The 26,041-nt window shown below is 64.3% G+C and carries 25 protein-coding genes and 2 pseudogenes; 11 read left to right on the top strand and 16 right to left on the bottom strand.

The window, feature by feature from the left end; genetic code table 11:
• Nucleotides 1–74: 74 nt before the first annotated feature.
• A complete protein-coding gene (locus ACPFMA_RS17305; protein WP_420059179.1) occupies nt 75–245 on the bottom strand; it encodes a DUF2986 domain-containing protein in 171 nt (56 codons plus the stop codon).
• Between the two features lie 227 nt (nt 246–472).
• Here ACPFMA_RS17305 and ACPFMA_RS17310 point away from each other — a divergent pair, with 227 nt between their 5' ends.
• The gene (locus ACPFMA_RS17310; RefSeq protein WP_425928305.1) at nt 473–1,660 is read left to right on the top strand and encodes an MFS transporter; all 1,188 of its coding nucleotides are present in this window, start codon (nt 473–475) and stop codon (nt 1,658–1,660) included.
• On the opposite strand, the gene ACPFMA_RS17315 is transcribed toward ACPFMA_RS17310, so the two are convergent.
• On the bottom strand, nt 1,661–2,590 hold the full coding sequence (locus ACPFMA_RS17315) for a LysR family transcriptional regulator (protein WP_425928306.1): 930 nt from the start codon (nt 2,588–2,590) through the stop codon (nt 1,661–1,663). It abuts the gene before it with no gap.
• A gap of 222 nt (nt 2,591–2,812) precedes the next feature.
• Here ACPFMA_RS17315 and ACPFMA_RS17320 point away from each other — a divergent pair, with 222 nt between their 5' ends.
• Nucleotides 2,813–3,109 carry a DUF6555 family protein gene (locus ACPFMA_RS17320; RefSeq protein ID WP_009406423.1) on the top strand — a complete coding sequence of 99 codons (297 nt, stop codon included), beginning with the start codon at nt 2,813–2,815 and terminating at the stop codon, nt 3,107–3,109.
• 45 nt (nt 3,110–3,154) lie between these two features.
• Here ACPFMA_RS17320 and ACPFMA_RS17325 read toward each other — a convergent pair whose 3' ends face one another.
• Nucleotides 3,155–3,460 carry a hypothetical protein gene (locus ACPFMA_RS17325; protein ID WP_425928307.1) on the bottom strand — a complete coding sequence of 102 codons (306 nt, stop codon included), beginning with the start codon at nt 3,458–3,460 and terminating at the stop codon, nt 3,155–3,157.
• 336 nt (nt 3,461–3,796) lie between these two features.
• Here ACPFMA_RS17325 and ACPFMA_RS17330 point away from each other — a divergent pair.
• The 3 genes and pseudogenes from ACPFMA_RS17330 to ACPFMA_RS17340 form a co-directional block, all read left to right on the top strand.
• Nucleotides 3,797–4,057 (top strand): annotated as a pseudogene (locus ACPFMA_RS17330) (general stress protein); the annotation flags it as partial.
• A pseudogene (locus ACPFMA_RS17335) lies at nt 4,058–4,153 on the top strand (general stress protein); the annotation flags it as partial. It lies immediately after the preceding pseudogene.
• A gap of 92 nt (nt 4,154–4,245) precedes the next feature.
• On the top strand, nt 4,246–5,121 hold the full coding sequence (locus tag ACPFMA_RS17340) for a manganese catalase family protein (protein WP_009406414.1): 876 nt from the start codon (nt 4,246–4,248) through the stop codon (nt 5,119–5,121).
• A 43-nt stretch (nt 5,122–5,164) separates the two neighbouring features.
• Here the strand turns inward: ACPFMA_RS17340 and ACPFMA_RS17345 are convergent, their stop codons facing one another.
• A complete protein-coding gene (locus ACPFMA_RS17345) occupies nt 5,165–5,677 on the bottom strand; it encodes a ferritin-like domain-containing protein (protein WP_009406413.1) in 513 nt (170 codons plus the stop codon).
• Nucleotides 5,678–5,846: 169 nt separating this feature from the next.
• Here ACPFMA_RS17345 and ACPFMA_RS17350 point away from each other — a divergent pair, with 169 nt between their 5' ends.
• Complete coding sequence (locus tag ACPFMA_RS17350) at nt 5,847–6,065, top strand: hypothetical protein (RefSeq protein ID WP_009406412.1); 219 nt, start codon at nt 5,847–5,849, stop codon at nt 6,063–6,065.
• On the opposite strand, the gene ACPFMA_RS17355 is transcribed toward ACPFMA_RS17350, so the two are convergent.
• Nucleotides 6,053–6,325, bottom strand: coding sequence for a hypothetical protein (locus ACPFMA_RS17355; RefSeq protein WP_009406411.1), 273 nt, complete (start codon nt 6,323–6,325; stop codon nt 6,053–6,055). The genes ACPFMA_RS17350 and ACPFMA_RS17355 overlap by 13 nt on opposite strands.
• Nucleotides 6,326–6,932: 607 nt before the next feature.
• On the opposite strand from ACPFMA_RS17355, the gene ACPFMA_RS17360 reads away from it, so the two are divergent.
• From ACPFMA_RS17360 to ACPFMA_RS17370, 3 genes are read left to right on the top strand one after another with little or no spacing between them, the layout of a single operon-like run.
• Nucleotides 6,933–7,436 (top strand): CinA family protein, encoded by a 504-nt coding sequence (locus ACPFMA_RS17360; RefSeq protein ID WP_420058387.1) that lies wholly within the window; start codon nt 6,933–6,935, stop codon nt 7,434–7,436.
• Nucleotides 7,437–7,438: 2 nt separating this feature from the next.
• The gene (locus ACPFMA_RS17365) at nt 7,439–7,945 is read left to right on the top strand and encodes a hypothetical protein (protein WP_425928308.1); all 507 of its coding nucleotides are present in this window, start codon (nt 7,439–7,441) and stop codon (nt 7,943–7,945) included.
• 9 nt (nt 7,946–7,954) lie between these two features.
• Nucleotides 7,955–8,401, top strand: coding sequence for a DUF421 domain-containing protein (locus tag ACPFMA_RS17370; protein WP_425928309.1), 447 nt, complete (start codon nt 7,955–7,957; stop codon nt 8,399–8,401).
• Here the strand turns inward: ACPFMA_RS17370 and ACPFMA_RS17375 are convergent, their stop codons facing one another.
• Nucleotides 8,402–10,141 carry a SulP family inorganic anion transporter gene (locus ACPFMA_RS17375; RefSeq protein ID WP_425928311.1) on the bottom strand — a complete coding sequence of 580 codons (1,740 nt, stop codon included), beginning with the start codon at nt 10,139–10,141 and terminating at the stop codon, nt 8,402–8,404.
• Between the two features lie 259 nt (nt 10,142–10,400).
• Here ACPFMA_RS17375 and ACPFMA_RS17380 point away from each other — a divergent pair, with 259 nt between their 5' ends.
• A complete protein-coding gene (locus tag ACPFMA_RS17380) occupies nt 10,401–12,578 on the top strand; it encodes an ATP-binding protein (RefSeq protein ID WP_425928312.1) in 2,178 nt (725 codons plus the stop codon).
• Between the two features lie 2 nt (nt 12,579–12,580).
• On the opposite strand, the gene yfcF is transcribed toward ACPFMA_RS17380, so the two are convergent.
• The 4 genes from yfcF to ACPFMA_RS17400 all read right to left on the bottom strand — a co-directional run bounded on the left by yfcF (nt 12,581) and on the right by ACPFMA_RS17400 (nt 17,178).
• The gene (yfcF, locus tag ACPFMA_RS17385; protein ID WP_425928313.1) at nt 12,581–13,207 is read right to left on the bottom strand and encodes a glutathione transferase; all 627 of its coding nucleotides are present in this window, start codon (nt 13,205–13,207) and stop codon (nt 12,581–12,583) included.
• Between the two features lie 101 nt (nt 13,208–13,308).
• Nucleotides 13,309–14,640, bottom strand: coding sequence for a c-type cytochrome (locus tag ACPFMA_RS17390; RefSeq protein ID WP_425928314.1), 1,332 nt, complete (start codon nt 14,638–14,640; stop codon nt 13,309–13,311).
• Nucleotides 14,641–14,651: 11 nt separating this feature from the next.
• A complete protein-coding gene (locus ACPFMA_RS17395) occupies nt 14,652–16,421 on the bottom strand; it encodes a GMC family oxidoreductase (RefSeq protein ID WP_425928315.1) in 1,770 nt (589 codons plus the stop codon).
• Nucleotides 16,422–16,458: 37 nt separating this feature from the next.
• Nucleotides 16,459–17,178, bottom strand: a complete 720-nt coding sequence (locus ACPFMA_RS17400; RefSeq protein WP_064303995.1) for a gluconate 2-dehydrogenase subunit 3 family protein — start codon at nt 17,176–17,178, stop codon at nt 16,459–16,461.
• 302 nt (nt 17,179–17,480) lie between these two features.
• Here ACPFMA_RS17400 and ACPFMA_RS17405 point away from each other — a divergent pair, with 302 nt between their 5' ends.
• Complete coding sequence (locus ACPFMA_RS17405; protein ID WP_425928316.1) at nt 17,481–18,353, top strand: LysR substrate-binding domain-containing protein; 873 nt, start codon at nt 17,481–17,483, stop codon at nt 18,351–18,353.
• 162 nt (nt 18,354–18,515) lie between these two features.
• On the opposite strand, the gene ACPFMA_RS17410 is transcribed toward ACPFMA_RS17405, so the two are convergent.
• The 6 genes from ACPFMA_RS17410 to ACPFMA_RS17435 form a co-directional block, all read right to left on the bottom strand.
• Complete coding sequence (locus ACPFMA_RS17410; protein ID WP_425928317.1) at nt 18,516–19,874, bottom strand: MFS transporter; 1,359 nt, start codon at nt 19,872–19,874, stop codon at nt 18,516–18,518.
• A gap of 78 nt (nt 19,875–19,952) precedes the next feature.
• Nucleotides 19,953–21,386 carry an NAD-dependent succinate-semialdehyde dehydrogenase gene (locus tag ACPFMA_RS17415; RefSeq protein ID WP_425928318.1) on the bottom strand — a complete coding sequence of 478 codons (1,434 nt, stop codon included), beginning with the start codon at nt 21,384–21,386 and terminating at the stop codon, nt 19,953–19,955.
• Complete coding sequence (locus tag ACPFMA_RS17420; RefSeq protein ID WP_425928319.1) at nt 21,383–22,417, bottom strand: aldo/keto reductase; 1,035 nt, start codon at nt 22,415–22,417, stop codon at nt 21,383–21,385. Before ACPFMA_RS17420 ends, ACPFMA_RS17415 begins: the two co-directional genes overlap by 4 nt.
• Nucleotides 22,418–22,427: 10 nt before the next feature.
• Entirely contained in the window at nt 22,428–22,940 is a 513-nt protein-coding gene (gene fae / locus ACPFMA_RS17425) for a formaldehyde-activating enzyme (RefSeq protein WP_425928320.1), read from the bottom strand.
• A gap of 136 nt (nt 22,941–23,076) precedes the next feature.
• A complete protein-coding gene (locus tag ACPFMA_RS17430; RefSeq protein ID WP_425928321.1) occupies nt 23,077–24,768 on the bottom strand; it encodes a hypothetical protein in 1,692 nt (563 codons plus the stop codon).
• A 183-nt stretch (nt 24,769–24,951) separates the two neighbouring features.
• Complete coding sequence (locus ACPFMA_RS17435; RefSeq protein WP_064303992.1) at nt 24,952–25,995, bottom strand: ABC transporter substrate-binding protein; 1,044 nt, start codon at nt 25,993–25,995, stop codon at nt 24,952–24,954.
• Nucleotides 25,996–26,041 lie beyond the last annotated feature (46 nt).

Consider the following 26,041-nt stretch of genomic DNA (forward strand, 5'->3'; position numbering starts at 1 on the left):
CATCGGTAGGCCAAATGTAGCCCATCGTCGGCGGGTTGCCTTGAAAGCGACGGACGGCCAACGACTGTCGCCGGTCAAACGGATTCGCTGGCCTGGGTAGCACTCACCTCTTCACTGGACTCGGCCGCCAGCTTCAACCGGTCCGCCTTGGAGACGTAGGTGTTCCTGTTCTTGGGCGCCAGCTTGGCACTGGCCTTCTTGGCCTTGGCCTTGAACAGTTGCTGGAGCTTTTTTTGACGATTCATGGCGGTGTACTCGGCTGGAACGGCGGTCGCACACAGTACGGAGTCAGCCGGGTCGTGTCCATGGACCTGTTCGGGTTCCGTCATGTGAAGCCAGCGATTACGGTAGTGGCTTCACTCAAGCAATGACGAATTAATGAATCCATTTCCTCAAACAAGAGAAAAAACACCAAAAATAAGACCTCTTCTAACAAATAGACTGGGGCGCTGTTCATTGGAGCCCCTCGTTCATGTCCGTCCACCAGCCCGTCCCTCGCTTGGCATCTACCCGCTCCACCGGGATCAGCATCGCCATCCTCGCCTTTTCAGCCTTCCTGATCGTCACTACCGAATTCCTCATCGTCGGCCTGCTGCCCGCCCTGTCCCGGGACCTGGGCATTTCGATTTCCATGGCCGGGCAACTGGTCACCCTGTTCGCCTTCACCGTGATGCTGTTCGGCCCGCCGCTGACCGCCGCCCTCTCCCATGTCGACCGCAAGAAACTGTTCATCGCCATCCTGCTGGTCTTCGCCGCGTCCAACGCACTGGCGGCCGCCTCGGACAGCTTCATGGTCCTGGCCATCGCACGGATCATCCCGGCGCTGGCGTTGCCGGTGTTCTGGGGCACTGCCAGCGAAACCGCCGGGCATCTGGCGGGCCCGTTGAAAGCCGGCCAGGCGATTTCCAGGGTCTACCTCGGCATCTCGGCGGCCATGCTGCTGGGCATCCCGCTGGGCACGGTGGCCGCCAGCGCCATCGGCTGGCGAGGCACATTCTGGATGCTGGCGGGCCTGTCGCTGCTGATGGCGCTGGCGGTGACGCTGTGCATGCCCAGCGTCGCGCGAACCGCCAAGGTCGACTTCATGAAACAGGCACGGATCTTCAAGGAGCCGTTGTTCCTGGCGAACGTGCTGCTGTCGGTCGTGGTGTTCAGCGCCATGTTCATCGGCTACACCTACCTCGCCGATATCCTCGAACGGGTCGCGGGCGTCCCGGCGGCGCAGGTGGGTTGGTGGCTGATGGGCTTCGGCGCGATCGGCCTGGTGGGTAACTGGATAGGTGGCAAGGCGGTGGACCGCTCGCCGATCAAGGCCACCGCGCTGTTCCTGGCGCTGCTGGCGATCGGCATGGCGGCGATCGTCCCCCTGGCCCATGCAGGCGTGCTGTTCGCTGCCGCGCTCGGGCTCTGGGGTATCGCCAATACGGCGCTGTACCCGGTCAGCCAGGTGCGGGTCATGGCTTCGGTCAACCACGCCCAGGCCCTGGCCGGCAGCACCAACGTGTCTGCCGCGAACGCCGGTATCGGCATTGGTGCGGTGATCGGTGGGCTGACCATCCCGGCCCTTGGGGTCGAATGGATCGGCTATATGGCCGCGCTGGTCGCGCTGCTGGCCCTGCTGATGGTGCCGCTGGTGCGCAGGCTCGATCCCGCGCGCTGATCAGGGTTCGGCGCGGGTCCCGTGGGGAGCCAGGCGCGGTAGCAGGTAATCGAGCAAGGCGCGGACCTTCGGCAGGTTTTCCCGGCTCTTGAGCCAGACCAGGTGCATCGGCAAGCCATCGTGGGCCAGGTCCGGCAGCACCTCGACCAGGGTGCCCGCATCGACATGCCGCTGGGTCAGCCAGGTCGGTAGCTGGCCAATGCCATGGCCGGCGAGCACCGCAGCCACCTCGCCCTCGCCATCGCCCACGGCGATGCGCGCCTGCATGGTCCGACGTTCCATCTCGCCGGGCTGGCGGCCCTTGAAGAACCAGGGGCTGACCAGCCCGTTGCCATGCCCGTAGACCACGCACTGATGGTGCTCCAGGTCCTGCCCGGTGCGGGGCACCCCATGGCGTTCCAGGTAGTCGGGAGAAGCGCAGAAGATCTGGCGCTGGGCACCGAAATAGCGATGGCCGAGGCTGGCCGGCCAGACGTCCGCGCCGCCGATGCGCACGACGATATCGATGCCCTCCTGGACGGGATCGACAAAATGGTCGGAGAAGGAAACATGCGGCTGCAACAGTGGATGCAGGCGCAGGAAATCCATGATCAACGGCAGCACGTGCAAGCGACCATAGGAGGCCGGCAGTTCGATCCGTACCCGCCCGTGAGGCTCGTTGCCCTCGCAGGCCAGGGCCTGCTCGACTTCCTCCAGGTCCGCCAGCACCGAGGTGCAGGTGCGGTAGAAGGTCAGCCCGGCTTCGGTCAGCGCCAGGCTGCGGGTGGTCCGGCTGAACAGGCGAGTGCCCAGGCGCCCTTCCAGGCGCGCCACGCTTTTGCTCACGGCGGAGCCGGTCAGGTTCAAGCGTTGTGCCGCAGCGGTAAAGCTGCCCAGGTCGGCAACGGCGACGAATACATCGATGCCCTTGAGCCGTTCGGAGGAGAACATGCGCAGTCCAGTGTCGGATGAAACCGCTATTAGCGCTCAAGGTGAAACATTAAGCAACGCTGGAGCGGGCGACGCACTCGCCCCATCACCAGCGTAACGGCAATGACGTGGATCACTAGGTGAAGCGGGTAAATCCGCCCAACACTTCCATTCATTCAATCGAATTGAATTTTTCCGAACCGCGCCTCTCCATGTATCCGGTATCTGATGAAGGAGATCGCCATGAAGGGACCCCAACTGTATGTAATCGACTATGAACTGCGCGGCGAACCTCGCACTTTCATCATCAGGCTGGAACGCATGGATAATGCCGAAGCCTGGCATTGGGCAAGTTGCGATGCGGGAATAGGCGTTATTCCGCGTTTCGGTCAGCACAAGATCAAGAAAGTGAGCAAACCGATGGCAGAACGCTATGGCCTGGAGAATGTACGCTGGCGACTGGCCGGGGACGGACCGGCCTTCCAGCCACCACCCGTGGACCCGAAGAAGTTCGCCGAGACCAGCACGCTACCGGACTGAAGAAGCCCGCAGCAAAAAGCCCGACCTCAGGTCGGGCTTTTTCTTTCAAGCCTTCCCCACGCTGGCGTACCTTCCGCCGCGTGCCAGACGGGTCGCGGCCAGGCGCCTGGCATGCACCACGCCGAACGCCAGGGCCTTGGACATGGACTCGCCAGGACGCGAATCGAAGGCTTCTTCATGCAGCGCCTGGCCTTCGGCGGCATAAATGCCGATGAACAATTGCGTATTGCCAGTACGCGACAGCCTGACCTGAACATCAATATGGCTGCCATCATCGAGTATTTCGTCGTAGGAGCGATGGTGAAGGCCGGCATCCGCCCATGCCCAGAATACCTCTCCTCGAATTCTCATCGGATCCTCCTGAAAGTTTGATGAAACGACATTCGACACAGTAGCCCTTTGTTTGAACGACTGGAAACTTATTGCGCAAATAAACGGCAATCCAGACCGACGGGCCTAACAAAGTTATACCTGAAGTTGCTCGCTGTATAACTTATTAAGAAAGTTATACATAAAGGCTCGCACGCCAACTATTGGTCACGCATTCGAAAAGGTCCCTGCAATTAGCCTTGATGCTCTTAATGCACTTCGTCCACTAGTGTCGAACACCGTAAAAACCCTCGCCGCTTGCCCTCGGTCATTACTGAACACAGACCAACCTGTGTGACAGATACGAGGTGAAAGATCATGGCTGACAATCAGGACAAAAGCGGCAACCAGGGCGGCAACGCCAATACCAACCCGGGCAATTTCGCCAATGACCGTGAGAAGGCTTCCGAGGCGGGGCACAAAGGTGGCCAGGCCTCCGGCGGCAATTTCAAGAACGACCCGGAGCGTGCTTCCGAAGCCGGCCATAAAGGCGGCCAGGTCTCCGGCGGCAACTTCAAGAATGACCCGCAGCGTGCCTCCGAAGCCGGCCACAAAGGCGGACAGGCCTCCGGTGGCAATTTCGCCAACGACCGTGAGAAAGCCTCCGAGGCCGGACGGGTCGGCGGCCAGCACAGTCATGGCGGTGGCCGCAAAAGCGATGACGACAATCGCTGACCGGTGCTTGAAGCGTAGGTAGTGAAGCTTGCAAGACCGTGTAAACCTGCCGGGGCGGCAATCGCCCCGGCTGCTCGCCGAGGAAAAATCCCATGTTCATGCACAACAAGCGATTGCAGTACACCGTGCGCGTCAGCGCGCCGGATCCGGCATTGGCCAACCTGCTGCTGGAACAGTTCGGTGGCCCCCAGGGCGAACTCGCCGCAGCGATGCGCTACTTCACCCAGGCGGTCAGCGAGGATGACCCAGGACGCAAGGACATGCTGTTCGACATCGCCACCGAGGAACTGAGCCACCTGGAAGTGATCGGCTCCATCGTGGTGATGCTCAACAAGGGCGCCAAGGGCCGGCTTGCCGAGGGGGTGGAAGCGGAAGGCGAGCTGTATCGCTCGTTGACCGGCGCAGGCAATGACTCGCACATCACCAGCCTGCTGTACGGCGCCGGGGCACCGTTGGTGAATTCCGCCGGTGTGCCGTGGACGGCGGCCTATATCGACACCATCGGCGAACCGACCGCCGACCTGCGTTCGAACATCGCTGCCGAGGCCCGGGCCAAGATCGTCTACGAGCGCCTGATCAACGTCACCGACGATCCAGGCATCAAGGACGCACTGGGCTTTCTCATGAGCCGGGAAATCGCCCACCAGCAGTCCTTCGAAAAGGCCCTGCACTCGATCCAGCCGAACTTCCCGCAAGGCAAGCTGCCCGGCCATCCGGAATTCAACCGGACCTACTTCAACCTCTCCAGCGGCGGCGAAATGCGCGGGCCGTGGAACGAGGGCGAAGACTGGGTATACGTGGAAGAGCCGCAACCGGCGGTGGATGGTGGCGACGGTTCGGCCTCGGTTGAACTGGACGATTTTTCCGCAAGCACCCTCGAAAGCATGAAGCTCAGGACCATGTCCAACCCCAATGCGCAGCCGATCACCGCGGCTGATCTTGGCAAGGTCAATAACGACGAGGCGTAAAAAACCGCGCCGGGCCCTTGGGCCCGGCGCGGTTTTTTTCTGCTTAGCGCTTGGCCTCGGCATCCGGATCGGCCGAACGTTCAAGGAAGGCCCGGGTCACTTCCGGCAGGTGCTCCCTCAGCCAGTCGGCCATGGCGATCTCCTCCTTGATGATCGAGCGGCAGACCTCGGCGGTGGCCACGTCTCCCGCCGCCTCGGCGGCTTCGATCAACACGGTGTAGCTGGCGATTTCCAGATTCTCGAACACGTAACCGGCCATGGCGCCCTTGACCACCTCGTCGCTCATGGTCATGCCACCTACGCCCTGAGCGAAAGCCATCAACTTGCCCGCCAGGTCCTTGAGGGTCGAGGTGCTGCCGCCCAGGCGTTCGATACAGCCCACCAACTGGCGTTGCTGGCCGCGGGTTTCCTCGATGTGCTTGACGATCCGGGTCTTGAGCAATGGGTAGTGTTCCAGGCGCTCGGCCTGGGCCTTGAGCATGCTTTCGGCCTGCTGCTCCATGGCATGGGCATCACGCAGCCAGTCCAGCAGGTGTTCCTGTGGTGTGGTGGTCATAAGGAAGACTCCTGTTTCCATGGGTGGAGTAATTGAGAGGCCTGGCCAGGCGCGCAGGTCCTTGACAACGACAGGCGGTAACCGTGCGCCCCGGTCATCGAAAAGGCTGAACCTGCAGGGCCGTGGCGCCCTCGAACGGCAACCCCACTCACCCCAGGAGGCAAGCGAAATGGCCCGGCATCTTTTCCTGATCAGCTATATCCAGAACAACCAGCCCGGCACCTGCGAGCTGTACAGCGAGGAGGAAACCCTGACGCCCGAACAGGCCGCCGCCCACTTGCAGGGCCTGCAGCGCGGCGATGCGGCCTCGTTCAGCGATGTGCAGGTGCAACGCCTGGAACATGACCACGAGCCCGGCACCACGCCAGGCCACTATCAACAGCCGTGACACGACGCAGCGGGAGCGACGAAGTCGTCTCCCGCCACGGCCCGCAGGTAACTGCGATCGGCCAGGGTTCTGAGGTCGCGCCATTGCTGCCAGCCGACCAGCCCCTGGCGGTCCATCTCGTCGGCACGTCTTAGCAGCTCATCGTGGTAGTCGTCCGGACGCTCGCGGCGCAAGCGATGGTCGTCGTAGATCGCAAACCAGGCATCCAGGGCTCGGGCCCCATTGCTTGTGCACCACACCGACTCATCGATTGCATTCATCGCCGTCCTCCTCTACCTAGAGGGTGGAGCCCCATGGCGCGGACGGGGTTCAACGCGAGTACGCCAGCGGTCGTTCGGCTCTTCGCTGATGGGTATCTACACATCTTTTGAGGTAAGAAGACCCGTCAGTAGATCGCATCAGGGCTGGCGGGTGCTTGTCATGACTTTTCTGGCGTCCTCGAGATCGAGCGCCGCCCGCGCGGCGCATCGCCGGCAACGCCGGCTCCCACATTTGTTGCAACGTGCCATGGCCTGTGAAATCTGCGCTGCCAGCCTTTGGATGTTCGGCGATCTACTGCGGGGAGACTGTTGGGCTCGACGCGGTATCGCGTCGTACAAACAAGGCGATCACTATGGCCTGTCAGGCATAGGCACGTTTCAACAAAATGTGGGAGCCGGCGTTGCCGGCGATGCGCCGCGCGGGCGGCGCTCGATCTCAAGGGCGCTGAAGATCTCCCGGCGTGCGCCTGGTGGCCATAACGCGGTTCTCAGACGGGCACCTCGTAGCCACCACTATTCAGAAAGATGCCTAGATACCCACGCTCTTCGCTGGAACCAACCCCCGGGCCGTTGCGTCAACCGCAAAACAGCAACAGGGTGCATGACGATGACTAAAGATCCCGTAGAGAGCGTGCTCGAATACCTCAAGCATCACCAACTGATCCTGACCACCGCCGAGTCCTGCACGGCGGGAGACATGGTGGCCATGCTGGCCGCGATACCCGGTACCGGCGAAGTGCTGGAAAGCGGTTATGTGGTGTATTCGCCGAGTGCCAAGAAACGCCTGCTCGGCGTCAGCCAGGAGACCATCGATCGCTATGGCCTGACCAGCGAAGCAGTGGCCTGGGAAATGGCCCGCGGCGCCCTGCGCGACAGCCAGGCGAATGTCGCCATCGCCACCACCGGCATCGCCGGCCCCGAGGGCGAAGGCAGCATCCAGCCAGGCACCCTGTGCTTTGCCTGGGCCTTCGCCGGCGAACCGCTTGCCACCTTCACCCGTAGCCAGCGTTTCTTCGGCGAGCGTGCCGAGGTCATGCGCCAGGGCGCGCTGTTCGGCCTGACCCAGCTTGAGCACTACCACCAGCGCTGGTTGCGCGGCGAGCGTGCCTGACCATGAACGACGTCGAGCTGGTCTCGCGCCATTACCCGGTCGAGGAAGACATGACCCTGCAGCAGCGGGTCTGGCGCTTCGAGCGGGTCGGTTGGTACGTGCTGGTGCTGATCGTGCTGCTGGCCCTGGCCGGCCTGTTCGGCAACGGTCCGCTCAGCGATGCCGACGCCACCAGCGCCGACGGGCGCGTTCGCGTGGAGTACCAGCGCCTGAGCCGCAGCGGCACCACCGACAGCATGCGCATCCAGGTCCGTGGCACCCCGGGCCAGCCGGTGCAGCTGCTGCTTGGAGGCTCGCTGCTGCGCGAAGCCAGCATCGAGACCCTTCAACCCGAGCCGCTGTCGGCACAGTCCCGCGGCGAGGAAATCCTCATGCGCCTGGGCACCGGCGAAGATGGCATCGCGACGCTGTACCTGACCCTGCGCAGCGAACATGTGGGCCGCCTGGAAGGACGCGTCGGCCTTGGCCAGGGCAGCACCACAACCTTCTCGACCTTTTTCTTTCCCTAGGAGCCAGCCATGGATTCCATTCTCCGCGCCGCAGGCATGTACCTGGCGTTGATGCTGGTATTCCGCATCGCGGGGCGCCGCTCCCTGGCCGACCTGACCACCTTCGACTTCGTCCTGCTGCTGATCATCGGCGAAGCCACCCAGCAGGCATTGCTGGGCGACGACTTCTCCTTCATCAACGCCATGCTGGTCATCGCCACGCTGATCGCTCTGGACGTCGGGCTGTCGCTGGCCAAGCTCAACTCGCGCCGCCTGGCCCGGCTGCTGGACGGCCATGCCACGCTGGTGGTCGAGCACGGCCGCTTCCTCCACCAGCGCATGCGCCGGGCACGCCTGACCGAGGACGACATCCTGGAATCAGCGCGCGACAGCCAGGGCATCGAACGGGTGGAACAGATCAAGTTCGCGATCGTGGAGCGCAACGGCAAGATTTCGGTGATCCGGCAGGAACCGTGATCAGGGCTTCCAGCCCACCTGATGTTCCTCCAGATACACATCCACTGCCGCTTCCACCGTCGGCTGGAATACGTCCCGGCCGATATGCGCCAGCACTTCGAGGCGCTCCAGCTTGTCCCGCACCGGATCCTTCACCTCGGCGAAGCGCAGCTCGATGCCCTGCCCGCGCAGGCTCTGTTCCAGCTCGACCAGCATGTCTGCCGAGGTCACGTCCACGCTGGTCACCGGCTCTGCCGCGATCACGACCCGTCGCACCGGCCCGGGTGCCTCTTGCACCGCCTGCAGTACACAGTTCTGGAACAGCTCGGCGTTGGCAAAGAACAGCGGTGCATCCCAGCGGAACAGCACCAGCCCCGGCACCCGGCGGGCATCCGGGTAGCGGCTGACGTCGTGATAACCGCGAATCCCGGCGACCCGTCCGAGCACGGCGTAGTGCGGACGCCAGCCATCCCAGAGAAACTCGATTACCGCGATCGCCACCGCCAGGCCGATGCCTGGCACTGCGCCGAGCACGGCGACACCGACGAAACAGGTGATCGACAGCCAGAACTCCCATTGCTGGATACGGTAAATGCGCCGCAGGTCCTTGAACTCGAACAGGCCGATGGCGGACGCAATCACCACGGCAGCCAGGGCGCTGCCGGGCAGATGCTTGAGAAGGTCGGGGCCCAGCAGCAGCAACAGCGCCACTCCCAACGCGCCGAACACCCCGGCCATCTGGGTACGCGCCCCGGCCGCTTCGGCCACCGGCGTACGCGATGAACTGCTGCTGACCGCAATGCCCTGGAACAGCCCGGTGGCAAGGTTGGCCATGCCCAGGCCGATCATTTCCTGATTGGCATCCACTGGCGTGCGGGTCTTGGCGGCATAGGTGCGCGACAGCACGCTGGTATCGGCGAAAGACACCAGCGCCGCCGCGAAGCCGCCGATCAGGATCGCCTGCACATCGGCAGCGTCGATCAACGGAAAGGCGAACCCCGGCAAGCCTTGGGGCAACGAGCCGGTGACCTTGACGCCGTACCTGGCTTCGAACTGCAACGACCACGCGACCAGCGTCGCAGCCACCACGGCGACCAGCATTCCGGGCACCCGCTCGAAGCGCTTGAGCAGCAGGATGATCGCCAGGCTGCCGGCGCCTACGGCAAACGCATGCCAGTTGGCCTTGCCGTCGAGCAGAGCCTGGACAAGGTGCCAGATATCCCGCGCCGGCCCTTCGCTGTCGAAGCTGATACCGAACAGCTTGGGCGTCTGGCTGATCAGCACGGTCAGGGCAATGCCGTTCATGTAGCCGTAGCGGATCGGTTTGGACAGCAGCTCGGTGATGAAACCCAGGCGCAGTATCCCGGCCGCAAGGCAGACCAGGCCCGAGACCAGGGCCATGGCGCTGGCCAGGGTGATCGCCCTGAGCGGATCACCGCCGGACAGCGGCAACACCACGGCAATGATGATCGCGACCAGGGCCGAATCGGGGCCGAGCACAAGGATCCGGCTCGGCCCGAACAGGGCATAGGCCAGCAGCGGCACGATGGTCGCGTACAGCCCATGGATGCCCGGCACCCCCGAAGCCTGGGCATAGGCGATGCCCACAGGGACCAGCATGGCGGTGAGCACCAGGCCGGCCAGCAGGTCCCTGGGCAACCAGGCAAGCGGGTAGCTGCGCAGCACCTGCAGGCCCGGCAGCCAGCGCTGCCAATCACGTTTGCCAGGGGACGCGGCGGGCTTGGACGATGGAGGCTGCATAGATTTCCTTGGGCGACGAGCAGAACGCCTGAGCAAATCTAGCAAGGTTATTGGCTCCCGCAGCCGGCGGCGGTCAATCTTTGGTGCGCTGGGCAATATTCAATTGCCAGCACGGCTGTGCTAGAACATCAAGGCAGCAGGCAACCTGTGGTTTTCCCCTGCCGAAGCGGAACGTCCCGGCGCGCGCGCCAGTCCAACGCCGGCTGGCTCCCTGGCCCTGCGGGCAAGAACGAATGAAAAGAAACACCGGTGGAACGCGATGAAGCACCTGACCCGTGAAGCGCTGGAGGCGGAAATCCTGCGTTTGCGCATGGCCCTGGAGAATGCGGGGCTCGATCCCGACCCGCCGTCAGCCCATTACCAACCCTTCGAAACCACCGCCATGCACAAGGCCCGGGTCGCCTTGCGCAAGAGCGAGGAACGCTTTCGCACCATCCTCGAAACGGTCGAGTCGGCCTTCGCCCTGGTCAAGGTCAAGTTCGACGCCGATGACCGCCCCATCGACTACCAGTTCGTCGAGGCCAACCCGGCCTTCGAACGCCAGGCCGGGGTCGATCTGCGCGGCAAGTGGGTCACCGAGTTCGCTCCGGACCTGGAGGATTTCTGGTTCCAGACCTACGGCCATGTGGCCAGGACCGGCGAGCCGGCCACCTTCGAGAGCTATGCCGAAGCCTTCAAGCGCTGGTTCGACGTGCGCGCGGTCAAGGTCGGCGAACCCGAGGAGCGCCTGATCGCGATCATCTTCAGCGACGTCACCGAACGCCGCAACGCCGAGGAGCGCCTGCGCCGCAGCGAGGCCCTGGCCCGGCAGAACATCGAACGGGTGCAACTGGCCCTGGCCGCCGGCGCGATCATCGGTACCTGGCACTGGGACCTGAACAACGGCCGGTTCAGCATCGATGAGGCCTTCGCCCGTGCCTGCGGCCTGGATCCGGCCTGGGGCACCGAGGGCCTGACCCTGGAGCAGGTGTTGCAATCGGTGCACCCGGATGACCGCAACGGCCTGACCGAAGCCATCGGCGCGGTGATTGCCAGCGGCAAGCCCTATGCCCATCAATACCGGGTCAAACGCAGCGATGGCCGCTATTACTGGATCGAAGCCAATGGCCGCGTCGATCGTGCCGAGGACGGCAGCCCCAGCAGCCTGCCGGGTGTGGTGATCGACGTCGAGGAGCGGCGCTCGGTGGAGGCCGAGCGCGACCGCGCCATCGCCGCATTGCGCAGCCTCAACGAAACCCTCGAACAGCGGGTCGCCGCGCGCACCCTGGAGCTGATGCAAGCCGAAGAGAAACTGCGCCAGTCGCAGAAAATGGAAGCGGTCGGCCAGCTCACCGGCGGTATCGCCCACGACTTCAACAACCTGCTGGCGGGGGTTTCCGGCGCCCTGGAAATGATGGCGACCCGTATCGCCCAGGGCCGTATCCAGGAGCTGGACAAGTACCTGGACACTGCCCAGGGCGCGGTCAAGCGCGCCGCTTCCCTGACCCACCGGCTGCTCGCCTTCTCCCGCCGGCAGACCCTCGACCCGCGGCCCACCGACGTCAACCGGCTGATGCAGGGCATGGGCGAACTGATCCAGCGCACCGTGGGCCCGGGCATCGCCGTCGAGACGTCGGCAGCCCCCGGCCTGTGGCCGACCCTGGTGGACGCCAGCCAACTGGAAAACGCCCTGCTCAACCTGTGCATCAATGCCCGCGACGCCATGCCCGATGGCGGGCGCATCCGCATCGAAACCGCCAACATCAGCCTGGATGCCGAGGGTGCCCGGGCCCAGGAAATCGCCGAGGGTGAATACGTCCTGCTGACGGTGGCCGACACGGGCATCGGCATGACCCCGGACATCCTCGCCAAGGCGTTCGACCCGTTCTTCACCACCAAGCCGATCGGCCAGGGCACCGGGCTGGGGTTGTCGATGATCTACGGTTTCGCCAAGCAGTCAGGTGGCCAGGTGCGTATCAGTTCGGAATCGAGTGGCGGCACCAGCGTGCAGATCCTCCTGCCGCGTTACCAGGGCGCCCTCGACGAGGAAAGCGCCCGAAACGATCTCAATGCGATGATGCCGAGCGTGTCCGGGGAAACCATTCTCATCGTCGACGACGAACCCAGCGTGCGCATGTTGCTGGTGGATGCGCTGGGCGATCTCGACTACAGCCTTATCGAGGCGGGCGACAGCCTGTCGGGACTCAAGGTGCTGCGCTCGGACGTGCACATCGACCTGCTGATCACCGATGTCGGCCTGCCCGGCGGCATGAATGGCCGGCAGATGGCCGATGCCGGGCGAATGACCAGGCCGGACCTGAAGGTACTGTTCATCACCGGCTATGCCGAGACCGCCGCCATCGGCGAAGGGCAACTCGAACCGGGGATGCAGGTGCTGACCAAGCCATTCGCCCTGGAAACCCTGGCAGAGCGGGTGCGGGAAATGATCCGGGCTTGAGATTACAACGCCGGCCGCACCTTTTCCGCCCACTCCCGCACCGACGCGCGCTGCCACTGCCGTGCCGCATAATCCTTCAGCCGCTGCGGCACTTCATCGCCATTGAAGATCAGCCGGTTGAGCATCACGGCCAGGTCCGCATCGGCGATGGACCACTCCCCGCACAGATACTCCGCCCCCTCCGGCAACAACGCCTGCGCCGCCGCGATCAGCTTGCCTGCCGCGGCCTGCCCCGCCGTCGACAACGGCCCTTGCTTCACGCCGTAGAACACCACCAGGGTGGAACGCTCTTCGCGGATCGGCATCAGGTCGCTGCGTAACCAGGCCTGGACCTGCCGGGCGCGGGCGCGCTGGAGCGGATCGCGGGGATAGACCGGGCGTTCGGGATACAGGTCTTCCAGGTATTCGCTGATGGCCGAGGACTCGGACAGGGCGAAACCGTTATGGACCAGGGTGGGTACCCGTTGGGTGAGAGACAGCCGGCTGTAGTCATCCGCCTGGTTTTGCCCCTGGTCGAGGTCGACCGGCACGGTTTCGAAATCCAGGCCCTTTTCCCGCAGGGTCACATGCACCGACATGGCATAAGGGCTGGTGTAGCGGGCATCGACGAACAGGCGCAGCTGACTCATGGCGCAATCTCCGTGGTTGAGGAGATCACGCTATGAGGTTTTTCGAGGGAAATACAATTCAAGCTTTTCATGGGGGTATTCCAGGGCGGAATAGGGCTGGCCTACGGCTGCCCGACGATTCCCGCCCTCACCCGCTCCACCTGCTCGACACTCACCGCCGGAGCACGGTTCGACCAGCCCTGGCGCAGGAACGTGGCCAACTGCGCGACCTCGGCATCATTCAGGCGCTTGGCGAAACCTGGCATCGGCAGCACCGACGGCGCGCGCTCGGTAGAGGGCGTGGCCGCGCCGGCGAGGATCACGTGCAACAGCGCGTCCGGCTTGTCGGCGGTGACCACCGTGGCCCCGTCCAGTTGCGGGAAGACCCGCTCCGCGCCCTTGCCGGAGACGAAGTGGCAGGCATTGCAGTTATCCAGGTACAGGCGCTCGCCAAGGCTGAGGTCGCGCGCAGCGGCAAGCTTGCGCGCCGTGGCGCCGGCACGCTCGACGTCGGCTCGGTGAGCCCTCGCCTGCCCCGGGTCCAGCGACTTCAGATAGGCCGCCATGGCCTGCAGATCGGCATCGCTCAGGTGCGAGGTGCTGTTGGCGACCACGTCGGTCATCTCCCCTGCTACCGAGGCCTTGGCATTGCGCCCGCTGCCCAGGTACTCGGCGATCTCGTCCTCGCTCCAGTGCGGCATGCCGCGCAGGGCCGGGACGTTCCAGCCATTGAGTTCGGTACCGGTGAGATAAGCGGCCGCGCGCTCGTCCAGGCCGTTTTCCTGGAGGGTCAGGGCCCGCGGGGTGTGGCACGAGCCACAGTGCCCCAGGCCCTGGACCAGGTAGGCACCGCGAGCGATGTCGTCGCCGTTGACGGCCGCCTCGCTGCTTGCCACCGACTCGGGGGCTGGCGAGAACAACGCGCGCCAGTAGGCCAGCGGCCAGCGAATCGACAGCGGCCAGGGAATGTCGCTGGCACGGTTTTCCTGGCGCACCGCCGGTACGCCCTGCATGAACCAGGCGTACAGCGCCCGGGTGTCGGCGTCGGTCAGGCGGGCGTAGGACGGAAACGGCATGGCCGGGTACAGCGCAGCCCCGTCGTGGCCGATGCCGCGGCGCACGGCGCGTTCGAACTGGCCATAGGTCCAGCGGCCGATGCCGGTGTCCGGGTCGGGGGTGATGTTGGTGGAGTAGATGGTGCCGATCGGCGAGGCAATGCCCAGCCCGCCGGCGAACGGCTTGCCGCCCTCGCGGGCGGTATGGCAGGCGACGCAGTCGCCGGCGCGGGCCAGGTAGGCGCCCTTGTCCAGCAGCTCGGGGGTGACCGCCTGGGACATCTGCTCGGCGGCATCCCCGGACCGGTTGAGCAGCCCGGCGACCAGCCAGGCCAGCAGGGCCCCGACCAGCAGGACCAGGCACAGCGACAACAGCAGTGGACGGGATCGGGTTGTCATGGTCGCGCTCCTCAGGCCTGTACCAACGGGCCAGGGTTCTTCAGGTACTGCTCCTTGATGGCCTGGGCCGACATCAGGGTCAGGGCGCCGATCAGCGCGGTGGGGTTGGCCTGGAAGTTCTGCGGGAAGGCATTGCCGCCGGGGACGAAGACGTTGTGCACATCCCAGCTCTGCAAGTAGCGGTTGAGCGCGCTGGTTTTCGGCGAGTCGCCCATGATCGCGCCGCCGACGTTATGCGTGGACACGTACTTGGTGATATCCCAGTGCGAGTCCATGCCCAGGAAGTTTTCGCTGTAGCTGTCCGGCCCCAGCTCCCGGGTGATGTCGAGGACGATGCCGCGCAGGTACTGCTGCAGCTTCAGTTCGTTGGGTTTCCAGTCGAAGGTGATGCGCAACAGCGGCTGGCCCCACGGGTCCTTGTAGGTCGGGTCGAGGTCCACATAGTGGTCGCGATAGGACATGCAGCCGGTGGAGATGTTGATGGTCATCGAATGGCCATACCAGTCCTGCATCGCCTCCTTCCAGCCCTGGCCCCATTCCGGCGTCCCCGACGGCAGCGAGGTGCCGATGGGCGTGCCGGTGGCCTGGGAACTGTGGATCTTCGCCCCGCCGATCACGCCCAGTGCCGGGCCATCGAAATTGCCCGGGGAGATATCGTTGAACATCTGCCCGGTGGCGCCGGCGGTGGCGAAGGGATTGAAATGCTTGTCCTTGAAGAACAAGGTCGCTCCGCCGACGCTGAGGAAGGCGTAGTTGCGCCCGATCACGCCCTCGCCGGTGTGCGGGTCATAGGGCTTGCCGATACCCGACAGCAGCATCAGGCGCACATTGACGAACTGGAAGCCGGCCAGGATGACGATCTTCGCCGGCTGGAACACCTCGTTGCCCTGGGCATCGGCGTAGGTAACGCCGCGGGCGGTCTTGCCGTCGGGGTGCAGATCGACCCGCAGCACGTTGCAGCCGGTGCGGTAGTCGAAGTTGTCCATGCGCGTGAGGGCGTCCATCACGGCGGTCTGCGGCGAGGCCTTGGAATAGTTCAGGCACGGGTACTTGCTGCAGAAGCCGCAGTAGTTGCACGGCGCGATCTGGTTGCCGTAGGGGTTTTTCCACGGGCGCGAAACGTTGGCCGAGGGGTTGGGGAACGGGTGGTAACCCAGCTTGCGCGCGGCCTCGGCGAACATCCTGTTGTTCAGCGTGTCTTCCAGCGCCGGCAGCGGGAACGGGCTGGAACGCGGGCCCTCGAACGGGTCGCCGCCGGCGATGATCTGCCCGCGCAGGTTGCCGGTGTTGCCGGACAGGCCGCAGATCTTGTCGAAGCGGTCCAGGTACGGCTCGATCTCGTCCCAGGTGAAAGGGTAATCCTGGATCTGCATGCGCTCGTCGAGACTGCCCGGTGCGTAGGCCTGGTCGGCATAGGTCTTGAGCTTGATATCGGTCGGCGTGGGGCGGATCAGCACCCCTGTCCAATGCAGGCCGGAACCGCCGACGCCGGTACCCGGGACGAAGGCGCCCCACTGCCGGGTCGGCAGGGCGTTGCCGGCGAGGTCATGGCGTACGGTCAGGGCACCGTCCCGGGGCGTGACCATGACCTTGTTGCGCAGGCCGTAGGCGTACTGGTCCGCCGGCCTGGGGTAGGAAAAATCGGCGTTGGGCCGGTCGGCGCCGCGCTCCAGGGCGCGCACCCTGAGCCCCGCCTGGGCCAGCTCGATGCTCATCAGCGAACCGGTCCAGCCCAGGCCGACCACGACCACATCGACTTCATCATTGCTCATGCTGCTCATGCTTGCCCCTTGAATGCTGTGGCGCCGGATAACGGCTTCAGGCGCGCTCGCCACTCAGGCTCACCGGCCCGAGCGGATACGCCACGTTGTGTTGGGTCACCCATTCCAGATAGCTGGCACGGGCACCGGGAAAGCCGATGGCGATCCACGCCTTCATGCCCTTGTTGCCGCCATAGATAGGATCGGCGAGCCAGCCCTGGCGGGTGTGGTTGAGCAGGTCGGTGAACAGCAGCTTGCCCGGCAGCACCGGCTCGCCGTGGGCAGCGAAATCGATCTGGCCGTTCTGCAACTGGCCCAGGACCTGCCCGCGGGTGGGCAGGTCGAGCAAGGCGAAATGCGTGCCGTGGCTGGCCTGGCACGCGCGCTCCAGGGCGGCGATGCCCTTGCGGTAGACCTCCTGCGGGGTGAAGGGCAACTGGTAGCCGAGGGTGGCGGGCGCGTTCAGGTCGAAGGGGCCTTCGAGGTAGACCTCGCTGCCCAGGTCGCCGGCCAGTTGCTGGTCGATGAAGATCGGCACGTTGCATTCGAGTGCGCCGGGGCCGCGGCCATCGGCGGGGATCAGGCGGTCGCAGGCGGCCTTGATGAAGGTCCACTCGGCGGCGCTGAAGAACACCGGGGTGTAGCTGTCGAGGCTCGGCGCGATGATCTCCGCCGCCACGGCCGCGCTCAGGCCGTCGAGGGCGATGCCCATGGCGGGCAAGGCGATCAGCGAGGACAGCAGGAACTTCCTTCGCGAGGTTTGCTTGGCTGACAACATGCAGGTTCACCTATTACCTTGCGCAGGGAACCCGGATGGCGTGCTGCATATCGACCTGGCGGGCTGGGCGCCGCGCTTCTTGCGGGTATCGATGGGCAGGCGTTGGCATCACGGGCAAAGTGGCCGGCCTGGCCTGCCTCGCTTGTTACAAGACATTTCAAAACCGGCGTTGCTATGGCTTTGTCCGCGGGATGTCCGGGGAAGTTCGGTCGGGTTCCACGATCAGTAGCGACCGGTAGGAAAAGCAGGTATACGTGAACACCCGTTACTCCTTGCAACGCCCTTTCCGTCAGGGTGGCCCGATGCGTCAACTCCCCCCGCTCAACATGCTGCGCGTCTTCGAAGAAGTCGCCCGGCACCGTAGCTTCAGCCAGGCTGCCCTCGGCCTGAACGTCACCCAGGGCGCGGTCAGTCGCCAGATCAAGCAACTGGAGGACCACCTCGGCGTGGCCCTGTTCGTGCGCACCCATCTTGGCCTGACCCTCACCGAAGCCGGTGCCGCGCTGTCACCGCAACTGGCGGCGGCGTTCGACCAGATCGACCGTGCCCTGCAATCGGTGCGCGTGCCCAATCTGCGCCAGCGCCTGCGCATCCTCGCCCCGCCGACCTGGGGCACGCGCTGGCTGTCACCACGACTGCGGGACTTCTGCCGACGCTATCCCGACATCAGCCTGAGCGTGAGCAACCAGGCCAGCCATGAGCATCTGGCCGAGATCGACTGCCGGATCCGCTTCGGCCTGGGGCCGGCGGAGCATTGGCACAGCGAACTGCTGGTGATGGAGCGGCATGTCGCGGTGGCCAGTGCCGAGCTGTTCGTCGAGGGGCAGCCTCCTGACCTGAACCAGCACCCACTGCTGCATATCCTGCATGACGGCAAGCGCCTGAGGGTCTGGGAGAACTGGCTGACGGCCATGGGGCGGGAGGATGTGGAGACCAACGGCGGGCTGGAGTTCACCACCCTGGACCAGGTGATCCATACAACGCTGGCCGGAGGTGGGCTGGCGGTGATCGATCGGCAGATGATCGAGCGCGAATTGCAGCAAGGCAGCCTGCTGCCGATTGCCGGGGTGGAAGTGCTGGGACCTTATGGCTATTGGCTGGATGTGGCGAGGGACAAGCAGGGGCTGTCGAAGGTGGGGTTGTTCACCGAGTGGTTGCAGAAGGCAACCACCTGAGGCGAGACGCGTACCCTGTGGGAGCGGGTTCACCCGCGATTGCGGTGGTGTGGCCACTATCGTAATCGCGGGTGAACCCGCTCCCACAAGGTCCGTGCAAGACAAAGCATGGAGCAGGTTTACCGAATCCCACAGGGGAATGGACCTGCCTGGAAAAGTGAATCAGGCCGCCGGGACAGCGCTCGCCTTCGCTGCAACACCCTCGACACTCGGCACATCACACGCCTGGCTCAGGGTCAGCGCCTTGGTCTCGGGCGCCCAGGCCCAGGAAATCAGGGCGCCGAACGCCAGGATCGCGGCCAGGATGCCCATGGTCGGGCTCAAGCCGATGCCTGCCACGCTCAATGGCAACAGGAAGGTGCTTACCGCCGAGCCCAGGCGGCTCACCGCAGTGGCCAGGCCTATGCCGCTGGCCCGTACCGGCGTCGGGAAACTCTCGGCCGGGAAGACCCCGACCAGGTTGCTCACCGCCGACAGGACCAGGGTGAACAGCCCGAACACCAGCACCATCAACCACGCCGCACTGCCCGGCAACACCGCCAGCAGCAACAGCGCCACGGCCAGGATCACGAACGAGCCAATCAGGAATCCACGCCGCGAGAATTTCACCGTGCACCAGATTCCGGTCAGGGCACCAATGATCAACAGCATGTTGAGCATCAACTCGGTGCCGAAGCCTTCGGCCAGCCCCATCTGCGCCAGGATGGTCGGCAGGAAGGTATAGATGGCGAAGTACGGCATGACGATGCAGACGAAGAACAGGCAGTTGAACGCGGTGCGCTTGCGGTATTCGCGGCTGAACAGTGCGCCATAGCCGCAGCGCTGGGTGCTGGCCGGTTCCTCGTCGAGCACCACATGGGCGCCGAGGTGCTTGCGTACGATGGCCCGGGCTTCCTCGATCCGCCCTCGATTGACCAGCCAGCGCGGCGACTCCGGGGTGCCGATGCGCGCCAGCAGGATCAGCCCGGCCGGGATCGCCGAGGACGCCAGCATGTAGCGCCAGGCATCGTCGCCGAGGCTGAGCATCGCCGTGCCGACGAAGGTCGCGGCGACGTAGCCGAAGGTCCAGATCACACTGAACGAGCCCAGCAACACACCTCGATGCTTGCGCGGGGCGAACTCGGCGAGCATGGCGTGGCCGACGCTGAAATCCCCTCCCAGCCCTATGCCTATCAGGATCCGGCAGAGCAGCAAGGCCGCCGCGCTTTCCACATAGAACTGCATGACCGAGGCCAGGGTGATCAGCACGAAGCTGATCAGGAAGATCTTCTGCCGCCCGAGCCGGTCGGAAATCCAGCCGAAGAACAGGCTGCCGAGAAACAGGCCGATCAGCGCCGAAGCGCCGATCAGCCCCTGCCAGAAGGCATCGAGTTGCATCTGCGGACTGATCAGGGTGAAAGCGATACCGATCAGGCCAAGGATATAGCCGTCGGTGAAGTGAGCGCCGAAGGTCAGGCCGGCGATCTTGATATGAAAGCGACCGATCGGCAGGTCATCGATCTTGACGGGATTAACGGACATATTCGTCTCCGGTTTTTGTTCTTGAAGTAGAGATGAAGCCGAAAAGCCGCCGGTGTGCTGCCGGCGGCGGAAGTTGTGCTACAGCCCGCCCATCAGCAGGTATTTGATCTCCAGGTATTCATCGAGCCCGTATTTCGAACCCTCCCGGCCCAGACCCGACTCCTTGATGCCGCCGAAGGGCGCGACTTCGGTGGAAATCACCCCTTCGTTGATCCCGACCATCCCGGCCTCGAGCCCGGCCGCCATGCGCCACACCCGGCCGATGTCGCGGCTGTACAAATAGGCCGACAGGCCATAGGGCGTGTCATTGGCCGCTTGCAGCACCTCGCGTTCATCCGTGAAGCGGAAACAGGCGGCCACCGGGCCGAAGGTTTCGTCGCTGGCGATCAGCATGTCGCGGGTCGCCTCGGCCAGCACCGTGGGTTCGAAGAACGTACCGCCCAGGGCATGGCGCTGTCCGCCGCAAACCAGGCGCGCGCCCTTCTCCAGCGCGTCGCCGACATGGGCCTCGACCTTGGCCAGGGCCGCCGCATTGATCAGCGGCCCCTGTTCGGTTTCCCCCAGCAGCGCGGCACCGACGCGCATGGCACGCACCGCCTCGGCCAGCCGGGCGACGAAGGCGTCGTACACCCCGTCCTGGATGAAGAAGCGATTGACGCACACGCAGGTCTGCCCGGTATTGCGGAACTTCGAGGCCATGGCGCCCTTCACCGCGGCGTCCAGGTCGGCGTCGTCGAAAACGATGAAGGGCGCGTTGCCGCCCAGTTCCAACGAGACCTTCTTCAAGGTATCGGCCGCCTGGCGCATCAGCAATTTCCCGGTGCGGGTCGAGCCGGTGAAAGACAGCTTGCGCACCACGCTGGAAGCTTGCAGCGCGCCGCCGATGGCCACGGCATCACCGGACACGATATTGAACACCCCGGCCGGAATGCCTGCTTCCTCGGCCAGCACCGCCAGGGCGAACGCCGACAGCGGGGTTTCCTCCGAAGGCTTGAGGACCATGGTGCAACCCGCTGCCAGGGCCGGGCCGACCTTGCGCGTGACCATCGCCAGCAGGAAGTTCCACGGCGTGATCGCCGCGACTACGCCGATGGCCTCCTTGACCACAATGATGCGTGCGTCGGCCTTGTGGCTGGGGATCACATCGCCATAGGCGCGCTTGGCCTCCTCGGCGAACCATTCGAGGAAACTCGCGGCATAGACCACCTCGCCCATGGCTTCGGCCAGCGGCTTGCCCTGCTCGCGGCTGAGCAGCGTGGCCAGGTCGTGCTGCCGGGCCAGCATCAGCTCGGCCCAGCGCTTGAGGCGCTGACTGCGCTCCTTGGCGGTGAGTCCGCGCCAGGCCGGCAGGGCCCGTTCGGCCGCGGCGATGGCGAGGTTGGTTTGCTCGGCACCGGCCTTCTGCACCTGAACGATCAGTTCGCCACTGGCCGGGTCGGTCACCGGATAACTCGTACCGCCAGCGGACCACTGGCCGTCGATATAGTTGCCATTACGCAGCAGCCCGTTCATGCCACCGCCTCGCTGAGCAGGAAGCGCTCGCTGCCCGGACGTGCCGTGCGCAGGATGCGCTTGCCGGCGGTGTAGTCGTTGATCAGGTCGCACGGCGTGTAGTTGCGTTCCAGCTCGTGCAGTTCCTCGGCATCCAGGCGGGTTTCCAGGGCCGCCAGGGCACTGTCGAACTGAGTCGTGGTGTCGGCACCCACCAGCATGCAATCGACACCGGCATGACCCAGCACCCAGGCCTGCGCCACCTGCGCATTGGACACGCCACGGCCGCGGGCCACGCGCTGCACCGAGCGGGCGATGTCGAAGGAGGCCTCGTCGCTGTACATCTGCTGGGTGAAGAAATCGGTCTGGTTGCGCGTCGATTGCACGTCGCCACTCAACAGGCCGCGGGCCAGCGGGCTGAACACCGAAACGCCAAGGCCCTGGTCGCGGCAGAACGGGATCATTTCGCGCTCTTCCTCGCGGTAGGCAAGGTTGAGCTGCAACTGCATGTTGATCGGCTTGACCCAGCCATTGCGTTCGCAACACATGAGGATCTTCGCCAGTTGCCCGGCAAGCATGGTGGAAACGCCGATGTAGCGGGCCTTGCCGGCCTTGACGATGTCGTTCAAGGCTCCCATGGTCTCCTCGACCGGGGTGTTCACGTCGAAGAAATGCAACATGTACAGGTCGACGTAATCCATGCCAAGGCGGGTCAGGGACGCGTCGATGCTGTCCATGATGTGCTTGCGCGAATGGCCGCTGGCGTTGACCCCGGAACGAGTGCCGTAGCCGACCTTGGTGGTGATTACCAGATCTTCCCGGCGGGCCAGGCGCTTGACGATGCGGCCCACCACTTCCTCGCCGACACCGGCGGAGTAAAAGTCGGCCAGGTCAATGAAGTTGACCCCGTTGGCCAGGGCATGGGCGACGATCGGCTCGCTCTGCTTCTCATCGAAAATCCACGGTTTCCAGTCCGGCGTGCCCATGTTCATGGTGCCCAGGCACAGGCGCGAGACTTCCAGGCCGCTATAGCCCAGGCGAATGTATTGCATGGCGGCCACCTCAGGCTTTGGGGGTATAGAACGGGTTGCTGATCTGGCCAACCACATCGGCCAACTGGGCACGCTCGGGCTTGCCGGCAAGGGCGGCGCGGATGGCCGTGCGGCAGGCGTTGTAATTGTTGAGGTAGACAGCGTCGAGGTCATCGCAGGCGGGATTGACCCAGTTCGCGGTGACGATGGCCCACTCGTCCTCGGCCTCGGCCGGCAGGGTGCCGTCCAGCAAAGCCTCGGTCACGGCCTTGGCGATCCCGGCCTGGGAGGCACCCCAGGTGGCATTGCCGTGGAGTTCGCCATCGATGGCGGCCTTGTTCACATAGAGGGTCATGGGCTTGACCGGGATATTCGGCTGGGCGATCACCATGAACGGGCAGTGGCCCTGGCTCGGCGACGCCAGGCTGTTGGCGAAAGCCTGGCCGGCAGGGCCGTTACGCGGGCCGATGAGGATATTGATATGCGCCGCATTGACGCCGGGACCTTCGAAACCTTCGCCGATATACAGGTCGAGTTCTTTCATCTGCAAACACTCTTTGTTGTTGGTGGGTGTGTTTGCAGGTTTTGTATCACCGCGGTGGCCGGCGGCTGGAACCACATAAAATCATGGGGGTATGACGGGAAGTCATACCCCCATGATCCAGGTCAAGCGGGCCGCTTCAGGCCTTGCCAGCCTCCTGCGCCTTGCCCGAGGCGAACGAGCTGGCGAGGAAGGTCAGCTTGTTCTTGTTCTGCTCGAAGGTGTAGATGGTGGCCAACGGCACGGCAGTGACCACGACCACGGTCAGCACGCCGGTAATCGCTCCGTTGAACTGGTTCAACAAGGGCACGCCGCTGATCGCCGTGGACACCGCACGCCCGACATACAACCCGGCGATCGCCGACGCCGCCCCGGCGAGCAGCACCAGGATGCTGTTCAGCTTGTCGGGATCATCGCTCAGCAGCACCCGGACACACCGCACCACGCTCAAAGTGCATTCACGGATGAGCCCGAGAACGAAGGACGGCACCTTGACGATCAGCGAAATGACGATTTGCGGAATCACGCTCAACGCACCCGCCACCCCCGCTTCGAGCCCGACCTTCCTGGCCCGAGCCCAGATTTGCCGTTCCTCGAAGCGTTCGCTCAGGCGGGTCTCGATCCGTGCCTTGGCGTCCTTGGCGTTCTGCAGCCAGCCTTCTTCGTTGAACAGCCGGCCCTTGGTGGTCAGCAGTTTGATCTCGTCGACGAAGACATCGATGGTTTCCAGCACGATCAGGCCGACGATCTGTTGCGCAGCCATGGTCGCCCCAGTCATCGCGACGGTCTGGCCGATCTCCTGCAAGGCAGCCATGCGGTGCTCGTTCTGCTTGGCCTTGGCCCGTTCGTAGGCTTCGACCATGTCGGCTTCCTTGACCTCGACAGTCTTGATCGAACCATCGGCCTGCTTGATATCCACGGCCTTGATCCCGGGCTTGCCTTCCACGGGACGACCGCGCCGGGCCAGGTACTCGAGTACGTTTTCCTGGCCGATGGAACGGTTCAGCGAATGATCGGCAAACACCAGGTTCTCGGGCGAATTGATCAGGTCGAAATACTGCTCGTTGGTGGTGCCCAGGCGAATCAGCGGATCGACGTACAGCTCCTTCTTGGCCACGACATGCTCGATATCGACGCCACCTGCCGTGTCCAGGCGCTGGTCGGAGTTATAGCCGTTGGCGAGAGTCTCGGCCCTGGTTGCCGCATCGTTCCTTTCATTGACCATTTTGGCGAAAGGCTCGGAGGCCTTGATCTGGTAGGCGTTGTCCTTGGCGAAGGTGGAGTAGCGCTCGGAGAGATTGTCGTACTTGGCCTGGCTATGGTTGTCGATATCCTGCATGACACCGCCAAGGGCGAACGAAGCAACCGCCCGGCGCATCGCCTCGCGCTTGCATTGCTCGAATATGTCATCGACCGTCTGCGCCGGAACGGGCAGTTGCGCGCGGATGTCATCGACCATTTCCAGGGTGGACTTGTCGACTTCGAAGGTCGAGCGGTACATCGCGCTGACCTTGCTGATCGACAGATCCCGGTAATGGACGAAATTGCGCGAATAGAACTCGCCGCTACCCAGTTCGGTGTAATCGAAAGCGGCAATGGCCTCGCTGGTCGAGGCGTGGACTGCAACCACCTTGTCCCTGGTCACCCCGTAGGCGTCGAGGCTCGCCTCCTTGGTCTTCACCGCAGCCGTCGTGGCGGCACTTGACGCAGCACTCGCCAGCCGCGCGGCAGTTTCCTTGATTTCAATGCTCGCTACGACATCCGTGGCACTCGAAACGGTTTCGCTCACCGACTTCTTGACCGCCGAGAACTTGTCATCCAGCCATCCCATACTGCATCTCCCCGATAGCGATCCATGCCCGCGCGAAACAGCGCAAATGGCCTTGTGCCTTATTCTCGCCTCCGGTGTTCACTGCATCAAGTCAAAGTGCCATCATTATGGGACATGGTCGAGCATTCGTTGCCGTTCGGATTTGCGCCGATGAAGGCCTGAACGGCAACGAGGCCCGCCGGGCTAGCGCGCAGCCCAGGCGTTGAAGCGCTCTTCCAGTTCCTCGCCGTGATCCACCCAGAATCCGGAATCCACCAGCAGGCCCTGCTCCAGGTTGGCCGGCGCGGTCGGCAACTGGGCCTGGACGTCCAGCGGCAATGCATCCAGCGCCTGCTTGTTGACCGGGCCGTAGGGGATGCTCGACGAGAAGCGCTGCTGATTGGCCGCCTGGCTGGCGAAGACGATGAACTTCTCGGCCAGGGCCTTGTTCGGCGAGCCCTTGACGATGGCCCAGTGGTCGGGGTCATAGAGGCCGCCGTTCCAGACGATGCCGAGGTGGGTGCCTTCCTTCTGGGCCACGGCGATGCGTCCGTTGTAGGCGGCGGACATCACCACGTCATTGGCCGCCAGCCATTGCGGCGGCTGGGCGCCGGCTTCCCACCACTGGATCGAGGACTTGATCTGGTCGAGCTTGGCGAAGGCGCGGGTCACGCCGGCAGGGGTGGCGAGCACCTTGTACAGGTCGGCACGGCTGACGCCATCGGCGAGCAAGGCGGCTTCCAGGGTGTACTTGGCGCCTTTGCGCAGGCCGCGCTTGCCGGGATACTTGGCGGTGTCCCAGAAGTCGGCCCAGGAGGCGGGTGGCGAGGACAGCTTCGCCGGGTTGTAGGCCATGACCATGGACCAGACATAGCTGGCGACGCCGCATTCACTGACGGTATCGGCCAGGTAGTGCTCGCCGTTGCCAAGCAGCGCCGGGTCGATCTTCTCGAACAGCCCCTCTTCGCAGCCGCGCAGCAGTTCAGGGCTTTCCACCTCGACCACGTCCCAGGACACCTGGCCGACGCTGACCATGGCCTTCACCTTGGACAGTTCGCCGTTATAGTCGCCGGCCACCACCTTGCCCGCCCCGCTCTGCTCGAACGGCTTGAAATAGGCTTGGTCCTGGGCAGCCTTGGTGGCGCCGCCGAAGGAGATCACGGTGAGCTTGTCCGTCGCGGCCAGGGCATTGCCCGCCGCCAGAGTGGAAACCACAGCCAACGCGCACGCACGCATTTTCAAAGACATCGACACTTCCTCCCTACTACTCAAGGTAAATGCCGGGTAGCCGCGA

Origin of the sequence: Pseudomonas sp. NyZ201 (genome assembly GCF_049860765.1) — a bacterium.
In the GTDB taxonomy this organism is placed as follows: Bacteria; Pseudomonadota; Gammaproteobacteria; order Pseudomonadales; family Pseudomonadaceae; genus Aquipseudomonas; species Aquipseudomonas bharatica.

Bases quoted from the DNA above. Each gene is read 5' to 3' on its own strand.
- ACPFMA_RS17305 (WP_420059179.1), bottom strand. From the start codon at position 245: ATGAATCGTCAAAAAAAGCTCCAGCAACTGTTCAAGGCCAAGGCCAAG.
- ACPFMA_RS17310 (WP_425928305.1), top strand. From the start codon at position 473: ATGTCCGTCCACCAGCCCGTCCCTCGCTTGGCATCTACCCGCTCCACC.
- ACPFMA_RS17315 (WP_425928306.1), bottom strand. From the start codon at position 2,590: ATGTTCTCCTCCGAACGGCTCAAGGGCATCGATGTATTCGTCGCCGTT.
- ACPFMA_RS17320 (WP_009406423.1), top strand. From the start codon at position 2,813: ATGAAGGGACCCCAACTGTATGTAATCGACTATGAACTGCGCGGCGAA.
- ACPFMA_RS17325 (WP_425928307.1), bottom strand. From the start codon at position 3,460: ATGAGAATTCGAGGAGAGGTATTCTGGGCATGGGCGGATGCCGGCCTT.
- ACPFMA_RS17340 (WP_009406414.1), top strand. From the start codon at position 4,246: ATGTTCATGCACAACAAGCGATTGCAGTACACCGTGCGCGTCAGCGCG.
- ACPFMA_RS17345 (WP_009406413.1), bottom strand. From the start codon at position 5,677: ATGACCACCACACCACAGGAACACCTGCTGGACTGGCTGCGTGATGCC.
- ACPFMA_RS17350 (WP_009406412.1), top strand. From the start codon at position 5,847: ATGGCCCGGCATCTTTTCCTGATCAGCTATATCCAGAACAACCAGCCC.
- ACPFMA_RS17355 (WP_009406411.1), bottom strand. From the start codon at position 6,325: ATGAATGCAATCGATGAGTCGGTGTGGTGCACAAGCAATGGGGCCCGA.
- ACPFMA_RS17360 (WP_420058387.1), top strand. From the start codon at position 6,933: ATGACTAAAGATCCCGTAGAGAGCGTGCTCGAATACCTCAAGCATCAC.
- ACPFMA_RS17365 (WP_425928308.1), top strand. From the start codon at position 7,439: ATGAACGACGTCGAGCTGGTCTCGCGCCATTACCCGGTCGAGGAAGAC.
- ACPFMA_RS17370 (WP_425928309.1), top strand. From the start codon at position 7,955: ATGGATTCCATTCTCCGCGCCGCAGGCATGTACCTGGCGTTGATGCTG.
- ACPFMA_RS17375 (WP_425928311.1), bottom strand. From the start codon at position 10,141: ATGCAGCCTCCATCGTCCAAGCCCGCCGCGTCCCCTGGCAAACGTGAT.
- ACPFMA_RS17380 (WP_425928312.1), top strand. From the start codon at position 10,401: ATGAAGCACCTGACCCGTGAAGCGCTGGAGGCGGAAATCCTGCGTTTG.
- yfcF (WP_425928313.1), bottom strand. From the start codon at position 13,207: ATGAGTCAGCTGCGCCTGTTCGTCGATGCCCGCTACACCAGCCCTTAT.
- ACPFMA_RS17390 (WP_425928314.1), bottom strand. From the start codon at position 14,640: ATGACAACCCGATCCCGTCCACTGCTGTTGTCGCTGTGCCTGGTCCTG.
- ACPFMA_RS17395 (WP_425928315.1), bottom strand. From the start codon at position 16,421: ATGAGCAGCATGAGCAATGATGAAGTCGATGTGGTCGTGGTCGGCCTG.
- ACPFMA_RS17400 (WP_064303995.1), bottom strand. From the start codon at position 17,178: ATGTTGTCAGCCAAGCAAACCTCGCGAAGGAAGTTCCTGCTGTCCTCG.
- ACPFMA_RS17405 (WP_425928316.1), top strand. From the start codon at position 17,481: ATGCGTCAACTCCCCCCGCTCAACATGCTGCGCGTCTTCGAAGAAGTC.
- ACPFMA_RS17410 (WP_425928317.1), bottom strand. From the start codon at position 19,874: ATGTCCGTTAATCCCGTCAAGATCGATGACCTGCCGATCGGTCGCTTT.
- ACPFMA_RS17415 (WP_425928318.1), bottom strand. From the start codon at position 21,386: ATGAACGGGCTGCTGCGTAATGGCAACTATATCGACGGCCAGTGGTCC.
- ACPFMA_RS17420 (WP_425928319.1), bottom strand. From the start codon at position 22,417: ATGCAATACATTCGCCTGGGCTATAGCGGCCTGGAAGTCTCGCGCCTG.
- fae (WP_425928320.1), bottom strand. From the start codon at position 22,940: ATGAAAGAACTCGACCTGTATATCGGCGAAGGTTTCGAAGGTCCCGGC.
- ACPFMA_RS17430 (WP_425928321.1), bottom strand. From the start codon at position 24,768: ATGGGATGGCTGGATGACAAGTTCTCGGCGGTCAAGAAGTCGGTGAGC.
- ACPFMA_RS17435 (WP_064303992.1), bottom strand. From the start codon at position 25,995: ATGTCTTTGAAAATGCGTGCGTGCGCGTTGGCTGTGGTTTCCACTCTG.